Genomic DNA, 17,492 nt, shown 5'->3' with positions numbered 1-17,492 from the left:
CCGGCCCCATGCGGAGCGCGCCAAATGGCGCCTATAGTCCACGAGTAAGCGTTGGTTGTGAATGTGTTTATCGATGTATCGGACCACCCGGCGCACGCTGGTGCCTTGCGGAAGGCCGAGCGCGGACTGGCAGGACGGCTTTAACCGGGAAGGCGTCGGCGGCCACTGCGCAAATCGATGGCGCCCGCAACGCCCCCTTTCTGGCTGAAGCCGGTCCTGCCGACATCATGCGTCGTCGCACCGCACTTACTCCGCGAGCATGACCCGATTGCGCCCCTCCTGCTTGCCTTCATACAAGCGCTGATCCGCCCGGTTCAGCGCATCCCGGAAGGCCTCCCCATCCTTCAGAATGGCCACCGCGAGGGTCGCCGTCAGGGTCAGGCTCACCTGCCTGATCTCGCCGGCTTGCTCGCTGATGCGCATGAGTATCCGCTCGGCGATCAGCCGGGCTTCCTCGAAGGTGGTGTTGGGCATCAGCACCAGAAACTCTTCTCCGCCCCAGCGCGCGGCGATGTCGGCGGTACGCACGCACCGGGCGATGACGTCGGCCACCTGCTGCAGCACCACGTCGCCCATGTCGTGGCCGTGCTGGTCGTTGATCTGTTTGAAATGATCAATGTCAATCAGCACCAGTGCCGTAGGGATCTCGCGTCGCCCGCCGCCCAACTGGCGCAGGCGCTGCAGCACGCGCCGCCGGGTATAGAGATTGGTCAGGCTGTCGCGGTGGGCGGAGTGGTAAAGGTTCATGTGCATCGACAGGTTGAAGCGCACCGACAATGCCGTGGCGTGCAGCAACAACGCCGTCGCGGTCAGCGCGTTGGCCGCACCGAACAGGTCCTGGACGTTTTCGCTGATGCTGACGACGGGCACTTTGTTGCGCATGAGGTACCCGCCCACCGTGACGATAAGCACCGCAGCGCTCAGGCAGCCGCGGCGCACTGGTGATGAATGAAAGCCGAAGGCGATGATCGGGACAATACAGAACACATAGAGGTGGAAGTTGCTGTCCCAGCCGAGCCTCCAGGTGGCGATGGCGGCGTGGGCGATGATTTCGATGCAGATGAGCATGCCGGCGCATCGATACAGCCGGCGTTTGATTGCCATCAGACACGCGATGTAGGCCATGACGCTCGCCGCGTTGGTGACCCACATCACGGGCAGATCCACGATCAGGAACAAACCCAGCAGCAGCACGTGTATCGCGAACGCGATCTGCACGATCGGGATGATGTGTTTCCAGTATTCAGCGGTGGCTTCGCGAGTGACCTGAGTGCGGTCATCGGCGGTAAGGCTGTTCATCAGGGTGTCTCGGCGGAAAGTGAATACGGTGGGTATGGGAGATAGCTAAGAACAGTGTCCGGCGTGGCGCCATATCGCGCTAAGTTTTAGCTTTAATCGCCAATTGATCTGATCGCATGTCGTTGTTTTACCAACGATTTAAAGTTTAGGCGTTTTGCCCGTGTTTTATTTGCTGCAGGGATAAAACTATTTAAAAACGGCCAGTGTCATCTGAAGTAAGCGCAAGGATTCTTGCGTTCAGTCAATGACTAAAGGAACTGCCACCATGATTCGCGATGACCGAGTAACACCCGCTGGCTACGACGATCCCGTCTACCGAGGCACTGCTGTTGCCCCTTTGCTCAAACGTATTTCCTGGGGCGCCATTCTGGCCGGTGTGGTGCTCGCACTGGTGGTTTCGCTGATGCTCAGCCTGCTGGGCACTGCCATCGGCAGCGCCAGCATCGATCCATTGCAAGAAGCTGACCCGTTGGCGGGCATGGGCAAAGGCACCGGCATCTGGCTGGGTGTGAGTATGGTCATTTCCATGTTCGTCGGGGGTTGGGCCGCCGGCCGGTTGGCCCATCGCGAGGGCGCCTTCCACGGTATTCTGGTGTGGGCCAGTGTTTCGCTGATCAGCGTTTACCTGGTGTCCAGCGCCGTAACCGGCGTCGTGCGTGGCGGCCTGAACCTGGCGGGCAGCGGCCTGTCGGCGGTGGGCAACGGTATTGCGCAAGTGGCCCCGGCCGTTGGCGGCAAGATTCAGGAGCAGCTGCGTGCCCAGGGCATCGACTTCAATCTGGACGATATCCAGGGTGAAATCGAACAAGCCATGCGTCAGACCGGCAAGCCTGAGCTGGACCCGAACCAGGTCAAGCAGGATGTCGCCACTACCCAGCAAGACGCTAAAAACACCGCGCAGCGCAGCGCTGAATCTCCGCAACAGGCTGACGAGCAACTGAGCGGCTTGCTGGACCGTCTGAAAGCCAAGGGCGACCAGGCGTGGGATGCGGCTGACCGTCAGGCGTTCGTGAACCTGATCAAGGCCCGTGGCAACAAGACCGACGCCGAAGCCAACCAGATCGTTGATCAGGCCCAGGCCAGCTACCGCCAGGCGTATGCCAAATATCAGGAGCTGAAAGCCCAGGCCGAACAGAAGGCCCGTGAAGCGGCGGACGTCGCGGCGAAGAATATCTCCCGCGCCGCCTGGATCCTGTTGATTACCCTCGTGGTGTCGGCCCTTGTTGCGGCAGGCGCTGGCGCGATGGGTCGTCGTACCCAACCGGCAGCGAAAATCGTCGGCGCTGTCTAAGCGTCGCGCGTCACGCAAAAAAATGGCCCGATCCTGTGATCGGGCCATTTTCGTTGCCGGCCACTCTCCCCTGTCCATCGGCAATTGCGAGGCTCAATCCTGAGACAGAATGCACCGCAGTAACCCCGGGAAGCGGATATCCAGCTCATCGGTGCGCAGGGAATTCATGTGCGTGGTGCCGATGTTGCGCGTGTGCACCAGGCCGGCGTCGCGCAGGACCCGGAAGTGATGGGACATGCTGGACTTCGGCCGACCGCCGTCGAGCTCGCCGCACGTGGCCTCGGCCACCGAGGAAAGACAGCGAACGATTTCGAGGCGCACGGGGTCACTTAATGCGTAAAGCAAACGCTCAAGAGTGAGTTCGGCAGGTAATGGGTGTTTGAAGGCGCGCATGGCGGACATCATAACGGGGGGTTTCATTCTTCGCTATATTTCGAATACTATCGAACAAGCGAATTCAATCATCAGGAGTTATTTCCATGTCTGCATTGTTCGAACCCTTCACGCTGAAGGACGTAACCCTGCGTAACCGCATCGCCATTCCTCCAATGTGCCAGTACACGGCAGACGACGGCGTCATCAACGAGTGGCACCACGTTCACCTCGCGAGCATGGCCCGCGGTGGTGCGGGCCTGGTGGTCGTCGAAGCCACTGCCGTCTCCCCTGAGGGCCGCATCACCCCGGGTTGCGCCGGCATCTGGAGCGACGAGCACGCCAAGGCGTTCATTCCTGCGGTGCAGGCGATCAAGGCAGCCGGTTCGGTTCCGGGCATCCAGATCGCCCACGCCGGTCGCAAGGCCAGCGCCAACCGTCCATGGGAAGGTGACGACCACATGGCCGCCGATGATGCCCGGGGCTGGCAGACCATCGCGCCCTCGGCCATCGCCTTCGGCGCCAACCTGCCGAAAGTCCCGCAGGAAATGACCCTCGAGGACATCGCCCGGGTCAAGCAAGACTTCGTCGACGCTGCACGCCGTGCCCGTGAAGTCGGCTTTGAGTGGATCGAGCTACACTTCGCCCACGGTTACCTGGGCCAGAGCTTCTTCTCCGAACATTCCAACCAGCGCACCGATGCCTACGGTGGCAGCTTCGACAACCGCAGCCGCTTCCTGCTGGAAACCCTCGCCGCCGTGCGTGAAGTCTGGCCGGAAAACCTGCCGTTGACCGCGCGCTTCGGTGTGATCGAGTACGACGGCCGTGACGAGCAGACCCTCACCGAATCCATCGAACTGGCGCGGCGCTTCAAGGCCGGCGGTCTTGATTTGCTGAGCGTCAGCGTCGGTTTCACCATCCCGGAAACCAACATTCCGTGGGGCCCGGCCTTCATGGGCCCGATCGCCGAACGCGTGCGCCGCGAAGCCGGTATCCCGGTGACCTCGGCATGGGGCTTTGGTGATCCGAAGCTGGCTCAAGCCGCCGTGCAGAACGGTCAGCTGGACCTGGTGTCGATCGGCCGTGCTCATCTGGCGGATCCGCATTGGGCTTATTTCGCCGCCAAAGAACTGGGCGTCGAGAAAGCCTCGTGGACCCTGCCCGCGCCTTACGCGCACTGGCTGGAACGCTACCGTTAAGCGTCACGCGATACAAAATGCCGCCCATTGAGGCGGCATTTTTATTTGTCGGCGGCACTGGGTACTATCCGCTGCCGGCCGCCCGTGGGTGCGCCCTACCCGATTTGAATTTCCTGCCAGGACCTGACGATGATCAGAGAGTTGAAAACCTTCGTCTGCGTCGCGCGTCGAGGCACCTTCGCGGCGGCCGGACGTGAGGTCGGGCTGACGCAATCGGCGGTCAGCGCGCAAATCAAGAACCTCGAGGATACCTTGGGTGTCGCCCTCTTTGATCGCACCGGCCGCGCAGCCACCCTCAACGCTGCCGGACAACGCGCCGTGGCACTGGCCGACGAAATACTGCAGTTGTTCGGGCGCATGGGCAGCCCCGACAGCGCCAATGATTTCCGCGGCGCGCTGCGCATCGGTGCCATTAGCACGGCGCAGACCGGCATTCTGCCGCAAGCCCTGGTGTTGCTGCGCAGCAAAGCGCCGTTCATCGAAGCCAGCCTGGTGCCGGGGGTGTCGCTGAACCTGCTCAGTCAAGTGGACGCCGGCGAGCTCGACCTAGCGATCATGATCAAGCCGCCCTTCTCCCTGCCTAAAGAGCTGCACGCCGAGGTCATCGCCAAAGAACCCTTTGTGCTGATCATGCCGGCGAACATACAGGGCGACGATCCGCGGCAGATACTCAGCGACAACCCCTTCATTCGCTACGACCAGCGCTCGTTCGGCGGGCGCCGGGTAACGCAGTTTCTACGCGAGCGCAAGCTTGAGGTGCAACAAACCCTGGAACTCGACGAACTGGACGCTATCGTCAAGATGGTCCGCGCCGGGCTCGGCGTGTCGCTGGTGCCCATGGCCGGGTTGTGGCTGGAGCACGCCGAAGACGTGCGGATCATCGATCTGGGCGAGATGACGTTCTTCCGCGAAATCGTGCTGGTGAGCAAGTACCTCCAGCGGGACACGCCGCTGCTGGATCTGTTTCGCCGTTGCGTCATCGATGCCCTGGAACACCCGGCGCGCTGACCGCTACCTGGCAACCGCTTATTTGGCGAAAAGCTGGCTCATGTCTTTGAACGCCTTGAATTCCAGCGCGTTGCCGCACGGGTCGAACAGAAACATGGTTGCCTGCTCGCCCACCTGGCCCTGAAAGCGGATGTAGGGTTCGATCACGAACTTTGTTTCGCGGGTGCGCAGACGCTCCGCCAGAGCCTCCCATTCTGCCCACTGCAAGATGATGCCGAAATGCGGGACCGGCACGTCGTGGCCGTCCACTGCATTGGAATGCACGGATTCCTGAGAGGTGGTTTTCGGGTGCTCGTGGATGACCAACTGATGGCCGTAGAAGTCGAAATCGACCCATTGCTCGCTGGAGCGGCCTTCCGAGAGACCGAATACGTCGCCGTAGAAGTGGCGGGCGGCGGCGAGGTCATAGACAGGAATGGCGAGATGAAATGGTGAGAGGCTCATGTACGGGTCCTTGGGTCGAGTGAATATGCGTGGATTGTTGACCTGAAAGCATCCGGCGCAAAAGCGCATATCTTCTCTGCTGAGCCCCGGGAATTTTGATCAATCGCGTCCTCCCTCGAGCGTTTCCGACACCTCGCTTCGGCCTTGATAACTGTCTCCAACTTATTGAGACGCTTCTGAGGCTCACGCGGGTGAACGGAGCAGTTTCTCGACCGATTGTCTGATTCCATTCATGCAACGCCTCTTTTTGCCGGAAAGGCATCCATCTATCGCAGCGCCCGCCGATAGACCGGCAGACACAGCGTAATTCTTTCCCCGCAATTGCTTGAAGGCCCGTACGGCATGACAAAATCCCTGAAATTCAGCCACAAGATTCTGCTAGCCGCCTCGCTGGTGGTAATCGCCGCATTTACCTTGTTCACCCTCTACAACGATTATCTGCAACGCAATGCCATCCGGGATCAGTTAAGGGAAAGTCTGAACCAGATGGGCGAAAGTACGGCCGGTAATATTCAGAACTGGATGTCGGGACGCATCCTGCTCGTGGAAAACGTCGCCGAGGGCGCCGCCGTTTCGCCGTCGCCTGAAGTATTCAACCGCCTGCTCGGTCAGCCGACGCTGATCTCGACGTTCATGAGCATCTATCTGGGCAAGGCCGATGGCTCGTTCGTGACGCAGCCGCCCGACGACATGCCCGGCGATTACGACCCGCGCACTCGTCCGTGGTACACCGATGCGCTGAAAGCCGGCAAGACCACGTTGACCGAACCCTACCTGGACGCCGTGACCAAGGGCCTGATCGTGACGATCGCCACGCCGGTCAAAGGCGCTTCCGGCGTCGCCGGGGTCGCGGGCGGCGACCTGAGTCTGGACGTGTTGGTGAAAATGATTGGCGCGCTGCGCCTGCAGAACGACGGCCATGCCTTCCTGGTCGACGCCAACGGCCGCATTCTGGTGCATCCGGACACCTCGCTGGTGATGAAAACCCTGACCGAGGTCTACCCGAGCGCTACCCCGCGTTTGTCCAGGGACATCAGCGAAAGCGAGCACGCCGGCAGGACCGACATCATTACCTTTGCCCACGTTGACGGTCTGCCGTCGGTCAACTGGTACGTCGGCATCGCCGTGGACAAAAGCCAGGCCTACGCCGCGCTGGGAGATTTCCGTAACTCGGCCATCGTCGCCACGATCATCGCCGTGGTCCTGATCATCCTGCTGCTGGGCGTGCTGCTCAACGTGCTGATGCGTCCGCTGAACACCATGGGCCGCGCCATGCACGACATCGCGGCAGGCGAAGGCGATCTGACCAAACGCCTGGAAATCCTCAGCCAGGACGAGTTTGGTTACCTGGGCAACGGCTTCAACCTGTTCGTGGAGCGGATCCATGACTCGATGCGCGAAGTGGCCTCCTCCACCGTGCAACTCAACGAAGTAGCACTGCGCGTGGTCAGCGCGTCGAACTCTTCGATGCTCAACTCTGACCAGCAAGCCAACCGCACCAGCAGCGTCGCGGCGGCCATCAATGAGCTGGGTGCAGCGGCCCAGGAGATCGCGCAGAACGCCGCCATGGCCTCCGGGCATTCCAGCGATGCGCGCAATCTGGCGTCCAGCGGTCAGGCCGTGGTCGGTCAGAACATTCAGGCAATGAACCGCTTGTCGACGCGCATCAGCGGCGCCAGCGAGCAGATCGAACAGCTCAACGCCAAGACCGCCAACATCGGGCAGATTCTGGAAGTCATCACCGGGATCTCCCAGCAGACCAACCTGCTGGCCCTCAACGCTGCCATCGAAGCAGCACGCGCCGGGGAAGCCGGGCGCGGGTTTGCCGTCGTCGCTGACGAGGTCCGCAGTCTGGCGCACCGCACCCAGGAGTCTGCGAGCCAGGTTCAGAAAATGATCGAAGAGCTGCAGCACGGCGCCCGGGAAGCGGTGGCGATCATGAATGACAGTCAGCGTGAGAGCCATGAAAGCGTGAGCATTGCCAATCAGGCCGGCACCAGCCTGGAAAGCGTGACCGTGCGGATCGGCGAGATCGACGCGATGAACCAGTCGGTCGCCACGGCCACCGAGGAACAGACCTCGGTGGTCGAAGCGATCAATGTGGATATCACTGAAATCAACACGCTGAATCAGGAAGGTGTGGAAAACCTGCAAGCCACCTTGCGCGCCTGTTCCGACCTGGAACGGCAGTCGGTGCGCTTGACGCAGCTGGTGGGCAGTTTCCGTATCTGAGGTCCGACGGGGCGCTGTTCATCGCAAACCCGACGCTTGATCGGGCAGTCCTTGCGGAATGGGCGCTCCGACGAAATGATGGCACTAAGGCATCATTGGTGATGTCATAGTCCGGTCAACCCACCCTTCTGGTGCAACATGCTTTCCTTTGTCATTGATCGACCCGGTCCAAACGACGCGCAACTTCTCGCCGAGGTCGATCGCACCATCCTGTCGCGTTTTCGCAGCCTGCGGTTCAGTACCGAGCTGGAAAGCCGTTACGAAGCCGAGACGCTCGAGCAACGCCGGCAGTTTCTGACCGCAGTGGGCATCGGCGGCATCCTCATCTACAACCTGTTCATGGTCAGCGACTGGCTCAGCCTGAACGACATGTTTACCTACGTGGCGCTGGGCCGTGTCTGCCTGATGACGCCGATCTTCGTCATCCTGTTAGTCATCGCGCGGCGCGCCACTACCCGACAGGTCGTCGAAACAACGGCAGCCATCGGCACCGTGACGTGTTCGGTGATGCCGCTGGTGGCGATGATTTACAGCGAAAGCCCGTTCCGCTTGCACTATCAGCTGGGGATGCTGCTGATCATGGTGTATTGCACGGTGATCCAGCAGGTGCCGGTGCGCTGCGCAGCGGTGGCCATGGCCTGCATGCTGGTCATCCAGCTGGTAACGACTTATCTCGCAGACTTCGCCGACTACAAGATCTGGCAGGCCAACGCGCTGCTTTTCTTCTCTGCTGGCGCGCTGCTGATGATGGCGTCGTGGTTTCTGGAGCACGGCAGTCGGTTGAGCTACCTGTTTGCATTACGCGGGCGGTTGCTGCGCGCGCAGCTGGTGGAACTGGCGCGCATCGATTCACTGACGCAGTTATTCAACCGGCGTTTTCAGGGCGAGGTGCTGGCGTCACTGTGGAGCCGCGCGGCGCAGACGCCCATGAACGTTGCGGTCATCCTGCTGGACATTGATCACTTCAAATCCTACAACGACAACTATGGGCACCTGCAGGGCGACACTTGCCTGCGGCTGCTCAGTGGCGTAATCCAGCGCACCGCGCAGAAAGCCGATGCCCTGACCTTCCGCTTTGGCGGAGAAGAAATCCTCGTGCTCATGACCCACGCCCACCCGGCCCAGGCCAGGGCGCTGGCGGAAAACCTCCGTGCAGCGGTCGCCGCGCTGAACGTTCCCCACCCGGTGCTGGGCGATGGAGCCAGGGTCACCATCAGCCTCGGTCTCGCCATTGCCAGCGCAACGCACACCAGCGCAGAAGTGCTCATCGCCATGGCCGACAAGGCTCTCTATGCCGCCAAAGGCGAAGGCCGTGACTGCCTGCGCTGCGCTCCTGCTGAAGTAGCCTGACGAGCCCTTCCAGCAAACCGCGGTCCCGACTGAATGAGTGCGATCACCCTGTGGGACCGGCTTTAGCCGGGAAGGCGCCGGTTGTCATACCGCACGATTGATGGTGTACACGCTGGCCTCTTCCCGGCGGAAGCCGGTCCCACTAAAAAGCATCGCGTGCATCCAGAGTCACTGGCTGCACGCGAACGCTGTGGGACCGAGATCCACCCTCCTGCTCACCAAAGTGCCAGAAAACCACAACCCTCCAAGCGTCAAATAGGTGACACAACAAGCAGCAAAAATGTGCCGACCGTCACAAAACGACGGTTTCCCGACGTACGGCTACAACTTTTCCGTTCCGGTAGGTCATACCTGCGTGCACGCCGATTGGAAATTGGCATGCAGCGAGACCTCAGCCTGTGACCGGAGATAAGTACATGATTTTTAACGTCCAAAATTTTGGCGCCAAAGGAGATGGCGTTTCTGACGACACCGCGGCCATTCAACAAGCGATTGATGCGGCAGCGGCTGCCGGCGGAGGACAGGTTTATGTACCCCCCGGGACCTACATCGTGTCAGGCGGTGAGGAACCTTCCGACGGTTGCCTCATGCTCAAGAGCAATGTCTACATGTACGGCGACGGCATGGGCGTCTCAAACATCAAGGTGGCCGACGGTTCGGATACCAAAATCACCGGCATCATCCGTTCCGCCTATGGCGAAGAAACCCACGACTTCGGGCTGAGCAACCTGACCATCGACGGCAACCGCGACAACACCACAGGCAAGATCGACGGCTGGTTCAACGGCTTCATCCCCGGCAAAGAAGGCTACGACTCCAACGTCACCCTTGACGGCGTGGAGATCAAGGACTGCTCCGGTTACGGCTTCGACCCCCACGAACAGACCGTCAACATGGTCATCAAGAACAGCGTGTCCCATGGCAACGGCCTGGACGGCTTCGTCGCTGATTTCCTGAGCGACAGCACCTTCGAAAACAACATCGCCTACGACAACGATCGCCACGGCTTCAACGTGGTCACCAGCAGCCACGACTTCACCCTGAGCAACAACGTGGCCTATGGCAACGGCGGTGGCGGCATCGTGGTGCAGCGCGGCAGCGAGAACATCCCTTCGCCGAACAACATCACCATTACCGGCGGCGAGGTCTACGGCAACGGTGCCGAAGGCGTGCTGATCAAGCTGTCCAGCGAGGTCACCATGACCGGCGTCGACATCCACGACAACGCCAGCGCCGGTGTGCGCATCTACGGCAGCAACAACGTCGACGTGATCAACAACACGCTGAGCAACAACGCCCTGGGCGGCGGCGTACCGGAAATCATCATTCAGTCCTACGACGACACCAACGGCGTTTCGGGCAAGTATTTCAACGGCAGCGACAACACCATCCAGGGCAACACCATCAACGGCAGCGCCCTGTCGACCTATGGCGTGGCCGAGCGCAATGAAGACGGTACCGACCGTAACGCCATCATCGGCAACACCATCAGCCACACCACCAAGGGCGACACCCTGTTGTACGGCGATGGCAGCTACGTCAGCGCGACCGTGCCCGTGGTGGCGGTTCAGGGCACCGACGGCAATGACACCCTGACGGGCAGCGACGCCAACGAGATTTTCTACGCCGGCGCGGGCAATGACATCGTCAACGGCGGTGGCGGCAGCGACATCCTCATCGGCGGGGCCGGGATCGACAAGCTGACCGGCGGCGCAGGCGCGGACATTTTCCGCTTCACCAGCGAAACCGACAGCTACCGCACCGCGACAACCAGCTTTGATGACACCATCACCGACTTCGACCCGACCCAGGACAAGATCGACCTCGCCGGCCTGGGCTTCACAGGCCTGGGCAACGGCCGTGGCGGTACCCTGCAGATCAGCTACAGCGCCAGCAACGACCGCACCTACATCAAGGATTACGATGCCGACGCCAACGGCAATCGCTTCGAGCTGATCCTCGCGGGCAATCTGGTCAGCGCCCTGACCGCCGACAACTTCATCTTCAACCGAACCCTCACTGGCACGACCGGCAATGATTCGCTGCAGGGCACTGACGGGGCCGACACACTGCTGGGCCTTGCCGGCACTGACAGCCTGGCCGGCGGCGGTGGTGACGATCGTCTCGACGGTGGCGCCGGGCAAGACACCCTGAGTGGTGGCGCCGGCGCTGACACCTTCGTGTTCTCCAGCCGCACCGACAGCTACCGCAACTACAACGCCGGCGGCGCGAATCTGGGCGACGTGATCACCGATTTCGACGTCACCGCCGACAAGATCGACCTCTCCAAGCTGGGCTTCACCGGCCTTGCCGACGGCATGAACAACACCGTGTACGCGGTGCTCAACGACGCCGGCGACAAGACCTACATCAAGTCGTTGACCGCTGATGCCGAGGGCAATCGTTTTGAAGTCGCGCTCGTAGGCAACTACCTCGACAAACTGACCAGCGCCAACTTCGTGTTCGCCACTGCGCCGACGGTGAATCAGGCGCCCGTGGTGGCCAATCCGTTGCTGGACCAGAACGCCACCGAAAACACGCCGTTCAGCTACGTCGTGCCAGGCACCAGCTTCACCGACCCGGACAACGACACCCTCAGCTACACCGCGACCCTGGCTGACGGAACGGCCCTGCCGGCCTGGCTGACCTTCGACGCCGCAACCCGCACGTTCAGCGGCACCCCGGGCAACACCGCGTCGGGCACATACGCGATCAAAATCACTGCAAGCGATGGGAGCAACGCCACTGTCAGCGACAGCTTCACCCTCGCCGTCCAGGACGTGCCAGTGACGCCGGGCGAGATCAACGGCACGCCGGGCAATGACAACCTGACCGGCACCACCGGCAACGATCAGCTCTTCGGCGGCGCGGGCAATGACACCCTGAATGGCGGCGACGGCAACGACATCCTCATCGGTGGCGCCGGTGCCGACAAACTCACCGGCGGCGCAGGGTCGGACGTGTTCCGCTTCACCTCCACCCAGGACAGCTATCGCACGGCCACCACCAGCGCCAGCGACCAGATCCTCGATTTCGACGTGGCCGCCGACAAGATCGACGTCTCGGCCCTGGGCTACAGCGGGCTGGGCAACGGCCTCAACGGCACGCTGCAAGTGACCTATAACGCCAACACCAACCGCACCTACGTCAAAGACAACGTAGCGGACGCCAGCGGCAACCGTTTCGAGCTGTCGCTTGCGGGTAATCTGGCCGGCAGCCTCAACGCCAGCCATTTCGTCTTCACCAATCAAAACGTGCCCAGCAACGTCGCGCCGGTGGTGGTGATTCCGCTGCTGGACCAGAACGCGACGGAAAACTCGCCATTTACCTACGCGGTCACCAGCAACAGCTTCTCCGACGGTAACAACGACACGCTGACTTACACCGCGACCCTGGCCGACGGCAGCGCCCTGCCCGACTGGCTCACCTTCGACAGCACCCTCCTGACCTTCAGCGGCACGCCCACCAGCACCGCCTCCGGCAATTACACACTGCTGATCAAAGCGACTGATCCGTCGGGCGCGTCAGTCAGTGACAGCTTTGCGCTGGCCGTGGCCGACGCACCGGCCAGCACCATCACCGGCACTGACAATGCAGAGACCATCGCCGGCACGGTAGGCGCGGACCTGATCCTCGGCCTGGGCGGCAACGACACCATTCGCGCCGGCGCAGGCCCGGACATCATCGACGGCGGCGCAGGTCGCGACTCGTTGTACGGCGGCGACGGTGCCGACACCTTCCGCTACACCAGCGTGCAGGACAGCTACCGGGACTACAACACCGGCGGCGTCACGGCCACCGACACGATTTACGACTTCACCCACGGCGTGGACAAGATCGACGTCTCGACCCTGGGTTTCCTCGGGCTGGGCGACGGCAGCAACGGCACGCTTTACCTGAGCCTGAATGCCGCTGGCGACAAGACGTACATCAAATCGAGCGTGCCCGACGCTGATGGTCACCGCTTCGAGATCGCTCTGAGCGGCAACTACCTGAACACCCTCACGGCCGACGACTTCGTGTTCGGCTCACGGGCTGACCAGGACATTCTGTTCCTGCCGACCCTCGGTCAATCCAACGCACGTCTGCTGCGCATGACCGAAGACGACAGCCAGTCCGGCACCACCATGCTGGTCGACGGCCTGAGCAAGTACACCACTTACGACGTGCGCAGCCAGTTCAACGATGCGGACGGCAATGGCATCGACATCGCGGTGGGCGGCAGCACGGTCAACGGCATGTCGACCCTCGGCGCCGAAGAATTGAAGCTGTGCTGGTGGCTGACCGACATCGACCAACCGGGCCCGGCCCTGTTGCGCGCCGTGGCCCTGTTGAACGACCAGCTCACCGAGCTTAAGTCGATCGACAACGTGACCATGGGCATCATCTGGGGCCAGGGCGAAGAAGCGGCGCAGGAAATCGCCCGCGCTTCGGACAAGGAAGCGGCTGCGGCGGCGTACAAGGCGGCGACATTGTCGGTGTTTGATTACCTGCACGCGCAGTTCGGCAACTTCAACGTGTACATGATGGAAACCGGTCACTACGACCAGGACGCAGCCCGCGCCCGCGGCTTCTCGGAAGAGAAGATCGCCGGCATCGTCGAGGGCGTCGGCTATGTTCGCGCCACCCAGGAAGCGATTGCCGCACAGCGTGACGACGTGAAGATTGCGGTGGATTACACCGACCTGCCCCTGCGCCACGAAGTCGACCCGCTGGTCTACCCCGATGATGTCTGGCACCTGCACGAAGAGTCTGCCGAGATCGTCGGTCAGCGTCTGGCCGACTACATCGCCGACGACCTGGGCTTCAAGGGTGACCCGAGCGACAACAACAGCGTGCAGGCGATCTTCGACGGTGCGCAGAACGAAGGCGGCATGATCTTCGGCACCGACCAGGCCGACACCCTGGTGGGCTCGTCCGGCAATGACACGCTGGATGGCGACCTCGGCGCCGACAGCATGAGCGGTGGCGACGGCAACGACATTTACATCGTCGATAACGCCTTCGACAGCGTCACCGAAAGCAGCGACTCGCCATCGCAGATCGACACCGTGCAGGCGTCGGTCAGCTGGACCCTCGGCGCGAATCTGGAAAACCTGGTGCTCACCGGCGTTTCAGCCATCGACGGCAACGGTAACGAGCTGCGCAACTTCATCACCGGCAACGCGGCGGCCAACGTGATCGACGGCGCAGGCGGTGCCGACAGCATGAGCGGCGGCAACGGCAGCGACACGTACTACGTCGACAACAGCGGCGACAGTGTGATCGAAACCAACGCTGATCGCGTCTCGGGTGGCATCGACAGCGTGCACAGCACCCTGGCGACGTTCACCCTGGGCGCCAACGTCGAAAACCTGTACATCGACAGTGCCGATGCAGCCAATGGCATCGGTAACGCGCTGGACAACGTACTGTTCGCCGGCATCGGCAACAACGTGCTGGACGGTCGCGACGGCAACGATACGGTGTCCTATTTCAGCGCGCAGGCCGGTATCACCGCCACCCTGTCGACCTCGGCCCAACAGAACACCGGCGGCTCGGGCCTGGACACACTGAAGAGCGTGGAAAACCTGATCGGCAGCGCATTCGCCGACAGCCTGACCGGCAACAGCGGCGCCAACGTGCTCAACGGCGGTGCGGGCAACGATACGCTGCTCGGTGGTTCGGGCAACGACCGTTTGATCGGCGGTGCAGGCACCGATTCGCTGACCGGCGGCACCGGCGCAGACACCTATGTCTTCGACTCCGTTGCGGACATGGGCGTCGGTGCGTTGCGCGACGTGATCAATGGCTTCAAGAGCGCCGAGGGCGATCTGCTCGACTTCAGCGCCCTGGACGCCAACCCGCAGACACCGGGCATCGACGCGTTTACCTTCATTGGCAGCAATGCCTTTGACAGCAACGACGCGACCGGGCAACTGCGCTTCGCAGACGGGATCCTCTACGGCAGCGTCAACGCCGATGCGACCCCGGACTTCGAAATCCAGCTGGTCGGCGTCAAAGAGCTGCACGTGACTGACTTCGTTGCCTGATTGATCGCCTGAAAACCAAACGGCCTCCGCAATGGAGGCCGTTTTTTTTGATGGATAGCGTACTCAGTGGCCCCTTCCCGGGTGAAGCCGGTCCCACCCACGGCATCGCGTGCATCCAACATGACTCGCTGAACCCTGCCCCACTCACAGGATCGCGGGCATCAACCGCCTTTTTTGCGCTGTTGCCAGGCAGCTGCCAGCCCGCTGAGGCAGATGATTGCGATGCCGGCCTGGGCGGCAAGCGATGGCGAGTGGTTGAAGACGATGTAGCCCCACAGCCCGGCGAAGACGATCTGACAGTAGCCGAACGGCGCCAGCATGGCCGGCGCGGCGAAGCGGAACGCCTGGGTCAGCATCAAGTGCGCGACCATGCCGCAAGTGCCCAGCGCCAGCATGAACGGAATGTGCTTCCACTCCGGCGACTGCCAGAAGAACGGCACGATCGCGCTCATCAACAGGCTGTTGAACAGCCCGGCGAAAAAGTTGCTGGTGGTCGGGCTGTCGTGCGCCGCGACCAGACGGGTCAGCAACTGGTAGCAGGCGAAACAGAACGCCGAGCCCAACGGCAGCAGCACCGCTGGCCGGAACAGCTCGCCCCCGGGATGGACGATGACCAGCACCCCGCTGAAGCCCACCAGCACGGCGATCCATTGCCCGCGGCTGACCGTCTCCTTGAGCAGTGGCACCGACAGCGCCGTGACCAGCAGCGGCGCGAGGAAGTTGACCGCCGTCGCTTCGGCAATCGGAATGAACATCAGGCCGCTGGTGAACAGCAGGCTCGTGCCCAGCAGGCACACCGCGCGCAACGCCTGCAAACCCGGGCGCTTGGTGCGCAACACACGCAACCCCGATGACGGCATGAAAATGCACGCCATCAGCCCGGTGTGCACCACGTAGCGCACCCAGACCACCATCATGATCGGGTAGATACCGGAGAGGTACTTGGACAGGGTGTCGTGACTGGAAAACAGAAAGGTCGCAAACAGAATCAGTGCGATGCCTTTCAACGGCTGGTTGACGCCGGAGAGCGGCGTGCTGGTGGTGCTCATCTGCGTTCCTTTGGCCTTGCGTGAATGCGGGTCTGTCCCTTGCCGTGTCGAGCGCCGGCTTTCGTTCGAGGAGCCCAGCCTCAGCAAGAATATAGAACCCGTCGCCGGAGCACCAAGCAAACATGACCAGGCAGGTGTTTTTCTGACTGCCTGGGTCAGGCCTTTCCGCTTGCCCGGATTTGCCGCAGACTGCCGCTCTCGTTGGCTCGGAAACGGACGCTCAGTGGACCGCATTCAGGAAATGACCCTTTTCGCCGCCGTCGCCGAAGGCCCCAGCTTCGCGGCAGTGTCGCGCAACCTGAACGTGTCCACGGCGACGGTGACCCGCGCCGTCGCGCAGCTGGAGGCGCGGCTCGGCACCTTGCTGATCGTGCGCACCACCCGCCAGTTGCGCCTGACCGAAGCCGGCGTGCGCTTCGCCGACGATTGCCGCCGCCTGCTGGCGGATCTGCACGAAGCCGAAAACGCCGCTGCCGGCATTCATGGGACGCCGCGCGGGTTACTCACCGTTACCGCGCCGCAGGTGTTCGGCGACCTGCACGTCACGCCGATCATGACCGACTACTTGACTCAGCACCCTCAGGTGCAGATCCGAGGGCTGTTGATGGACCGGATCGCCGGGCAACTGGAGGAAGGCATTGACGTGTCCGTGCGCATCGGCGAGCTACCCGACTCGTCGATGACCGCCATTCAGGCCGGCACCGTCCGCCGCATGGTCTGCGCCTCCCCGGCCTACCTCGCCGTCCATGGCACGCCGCAGCATCCCGGCGACCTCATCGAGCGCGAAACCGTTTCCGTGATGATCACCGGCCGCAGCCCCGACTGGACATTCCGGATCGAAGGCCAGCATCAGGAAGTGAAAGTCAGGTCGCGGTTGTCGATGACGTCCTTCACCGCCTCCATTCATGCGGCGGTCGATGGCTGGGGCCTGACCCAGGTGCCCTCCTATCAGATCCGCCGACACTTGCAGGCCGGCACGTTGTGCGCCGTGCTCGAAGATTTCGAGGTCAGGCCGATGCCGGTGTACGTGGTCTACGTCGAAGGGCGACGGGGGTCATCCAAAGTGCGCTCGTTCGTGGATTTCTGCGTCCAGCGGTTGCGCGCTGATCTGGAGTACAGCGCCGGGCCGGGCTGATGATTCCTGGACCGAGGGCCGACTGAGACCCCATCAGCTGCGATGATGGGCGCTATCGACAACCACCATTTCTGCCGCTGA

Annotated in this window: 11 protein-coding genes and 1 pseudogene; 8 read left to right on the top strand and 4 right to left on the bottom strand. The window is 62.1% G+C overall.

What is annotated here, in order from left to right; all coding sequences use genetic code 11:
• Nucleotides 1-246 precede the first annotated feature (246 nt).
• Nucleotides 247-1,299 (bottom strand): GGDEF domain-containing protein, encoded by a 1,053-nt coding sequence (locus FX982_RS19310; RefSeq protein ID WP_172612100.1) that lies wholly within the window; start codon nucleotides 1,297-1,299, stop codon nucleotides 247-249.
• A gap of 265 nt (nucleotides 1,300-1,564) precedes the next feature.
• Between FX982_RS19310 and FX982_RS19305 the strand changes: the two genes are divergently transcribed.
• Nucleotides 1,565-2,590, top strand: coding sequence for a hypothetical protein (locus FX982_RS19305; protein WP_172612099.1), 1,026 nt, complete (start codon nucleotides 1,565-1,567; stop codon nucleotides 2,588-2,590).
• A 93-nt stretch (nucleotides 2,591-2,683) separates the two neighbouring features.
• Here the strand turns inward: FX982_RS19305 and FX982_RS19300 are convergent, their stop codons facing one another.
• Nucleotides 2,684-2,983, bottom strand: a complete 300-nt coding sequence (locus FX982_RS19300; protein ID WP_438826288.1) for an ArsR/SmtB family transcription factor — start codon at nucleotides 2,981-2,983, stop codon at nucleotides 2,684-2,686.
• An 86-nt stretch (nucleotides 2,984-3,069) separates the two neighbouring features.
• Between FX982_RS19300 and FX982_RS19295 the strand changes: the two genes are divergently transcribed.
• Together FX982_RS19295 and FX982_RS19290 are read left to right on the top strand one after the other, a co-directional pair.
• A complete protein-coding gene (locus FX982_RS19295) occupies nucleotides 3,070-4,161 on the top strand; it encodes an NADH:flavin oxidoreductase/NADH oxidase (RefSeq protein ID WP_172612097.1) in 1,092 nt (363 codons plus the stop codon).
• A 129-nt stretch (nucleotides 4,162-4,290) separates the two neighbouring features.
• Nucleotides 4,291-5,169, top strand: coding sequence for a LysR family transcriptional regulator (locus FX982_RS19290; protein ID WP_172612096.1), 879 nt, complete (start codon nucleotides 4,291-4,293; stop codon nucleotides 5,167-5,169).
• An 18-nt stretch (nucleotides 5,170-5,187) separates the two neighbouring features.
• On the opposite strand, the gene FX982_RS19285 is transcribed toward FX982_RS19290, so the two are convergent.
• Complete coding sequence (locus FX982_RS19285) at nucleotides 5,188-5,613, bottom strand: VOC family protein (RefSeq protein WP_172612095.1); 426 nt, start codon at nucleotides 5,611-5,613, stop codon at nucleotides 5,188-5,190.
• A 342-nt stretch (nucleotides 5,614-5,955) separates the two neighbouring features.
• Between FX982_RS19285 and FX982_RS24915 the strand changes: the two are divergent.
• The 4 genes and pseudogenes from FX982_RS24915 to FX982_RS19270 all read left to right on the top strand — a co-directional run.
• Nucleotides 5,956-6,942, top strand: a pseudogene (locus FX982_RS24915) (cache domain-containing protein); the annotation flags it as partial.
• A gap of 63 nt (nucleotides 6,943-7,005) precedes the next feature.
• The gene (locus tag FX982_RS24910; RefSeq protein ID WP_438826339.1) at nucleotides 7,006-7,845 is read left to right on the top strand and encodes a methyl-accepting chemotaxis protein; all 840 of its coding nucleotides are present in this window, start codon (nucleotides 7,006-7,008) and stop codon (nucleotides 7,843-7,845) included.
• A gap of 138 nt (nucleotides 7,846-7,983) precedes the next feature.
• Nucleotides 7,984-9,195: a GGDEF domain-containing protein gene (locus tag FX982_RS19275; RefSeq protein WP_172612093.1), complete on the top strand. Its 1,212-nt coding sequence runs from the start codon at nucleotides 7,984-7,986 to the stop codon at nucleotides 9,193-9,195.
• A gap of 416 nt (nucleotides 9,196-9,611) precedes the next feature.
• Complete coding sequence (locus tag FX982_RS19270; protein ID WP_172612092.1) at nucleotides 9,612-15,227, top strand: putative Ig domain-containing protein; 5,616 nt, start codon at nucleotides 9,612-9,614, stop codon at nucleotides 15,225-15,227.
• Between the two features lie 161 nt (nucleotides 15,228-15,388).
• On the opposite strand, the gene FX982_RS19265 is transcribed toward FX982_RS19270, so the two are convergent.
• Nucleotides 15,389-16,276: a DMT family transporter gene (locus tag FX982_RS19265; protein WP_122537176.1), complete on the bottom strand. Its 888-nt coding sequence runs from the start codon at nucleotides 16,274-16,276 to the stop codon at nucleotides 15,389-15,391.
• 223 nt (nucleotides 16,277-16,499) lie between these two features.
• On the opposite strand from FX982_RS19265, the gene FX982_RS19260 reads away from it, so the two are divergent.
• Nucleotides 16,500-17,411 carry a LysR family transcriptional regulator gene (locus tag FX982_RS19260; RefSeq protein WP_172612091.1) on the top strand — a complete coding sequence of 304 codons (912 nt, stop codon included), beginning with the start codon at nucleotides 16,500-16,502 and terminating at the stop codon, nucleotides 17,409-17,411.
• The last annotated feature ends 81 nt before the right edge of the window (nucleotides 17,412-17,492 follow it).

The organism is Pseudomonas graminis, from assembly GCF_013201545.1.
GTDB lineage: Bacteria > Pseudomonadota > Gammaproteobacteria > Pseudomonadales > Pseudomonadaceae > Aquipseudomonas.
Note: the sequence above shows the minus strand (reverse complement) of the source record. Positions and strands in the feature narration are given on the sequence as shown.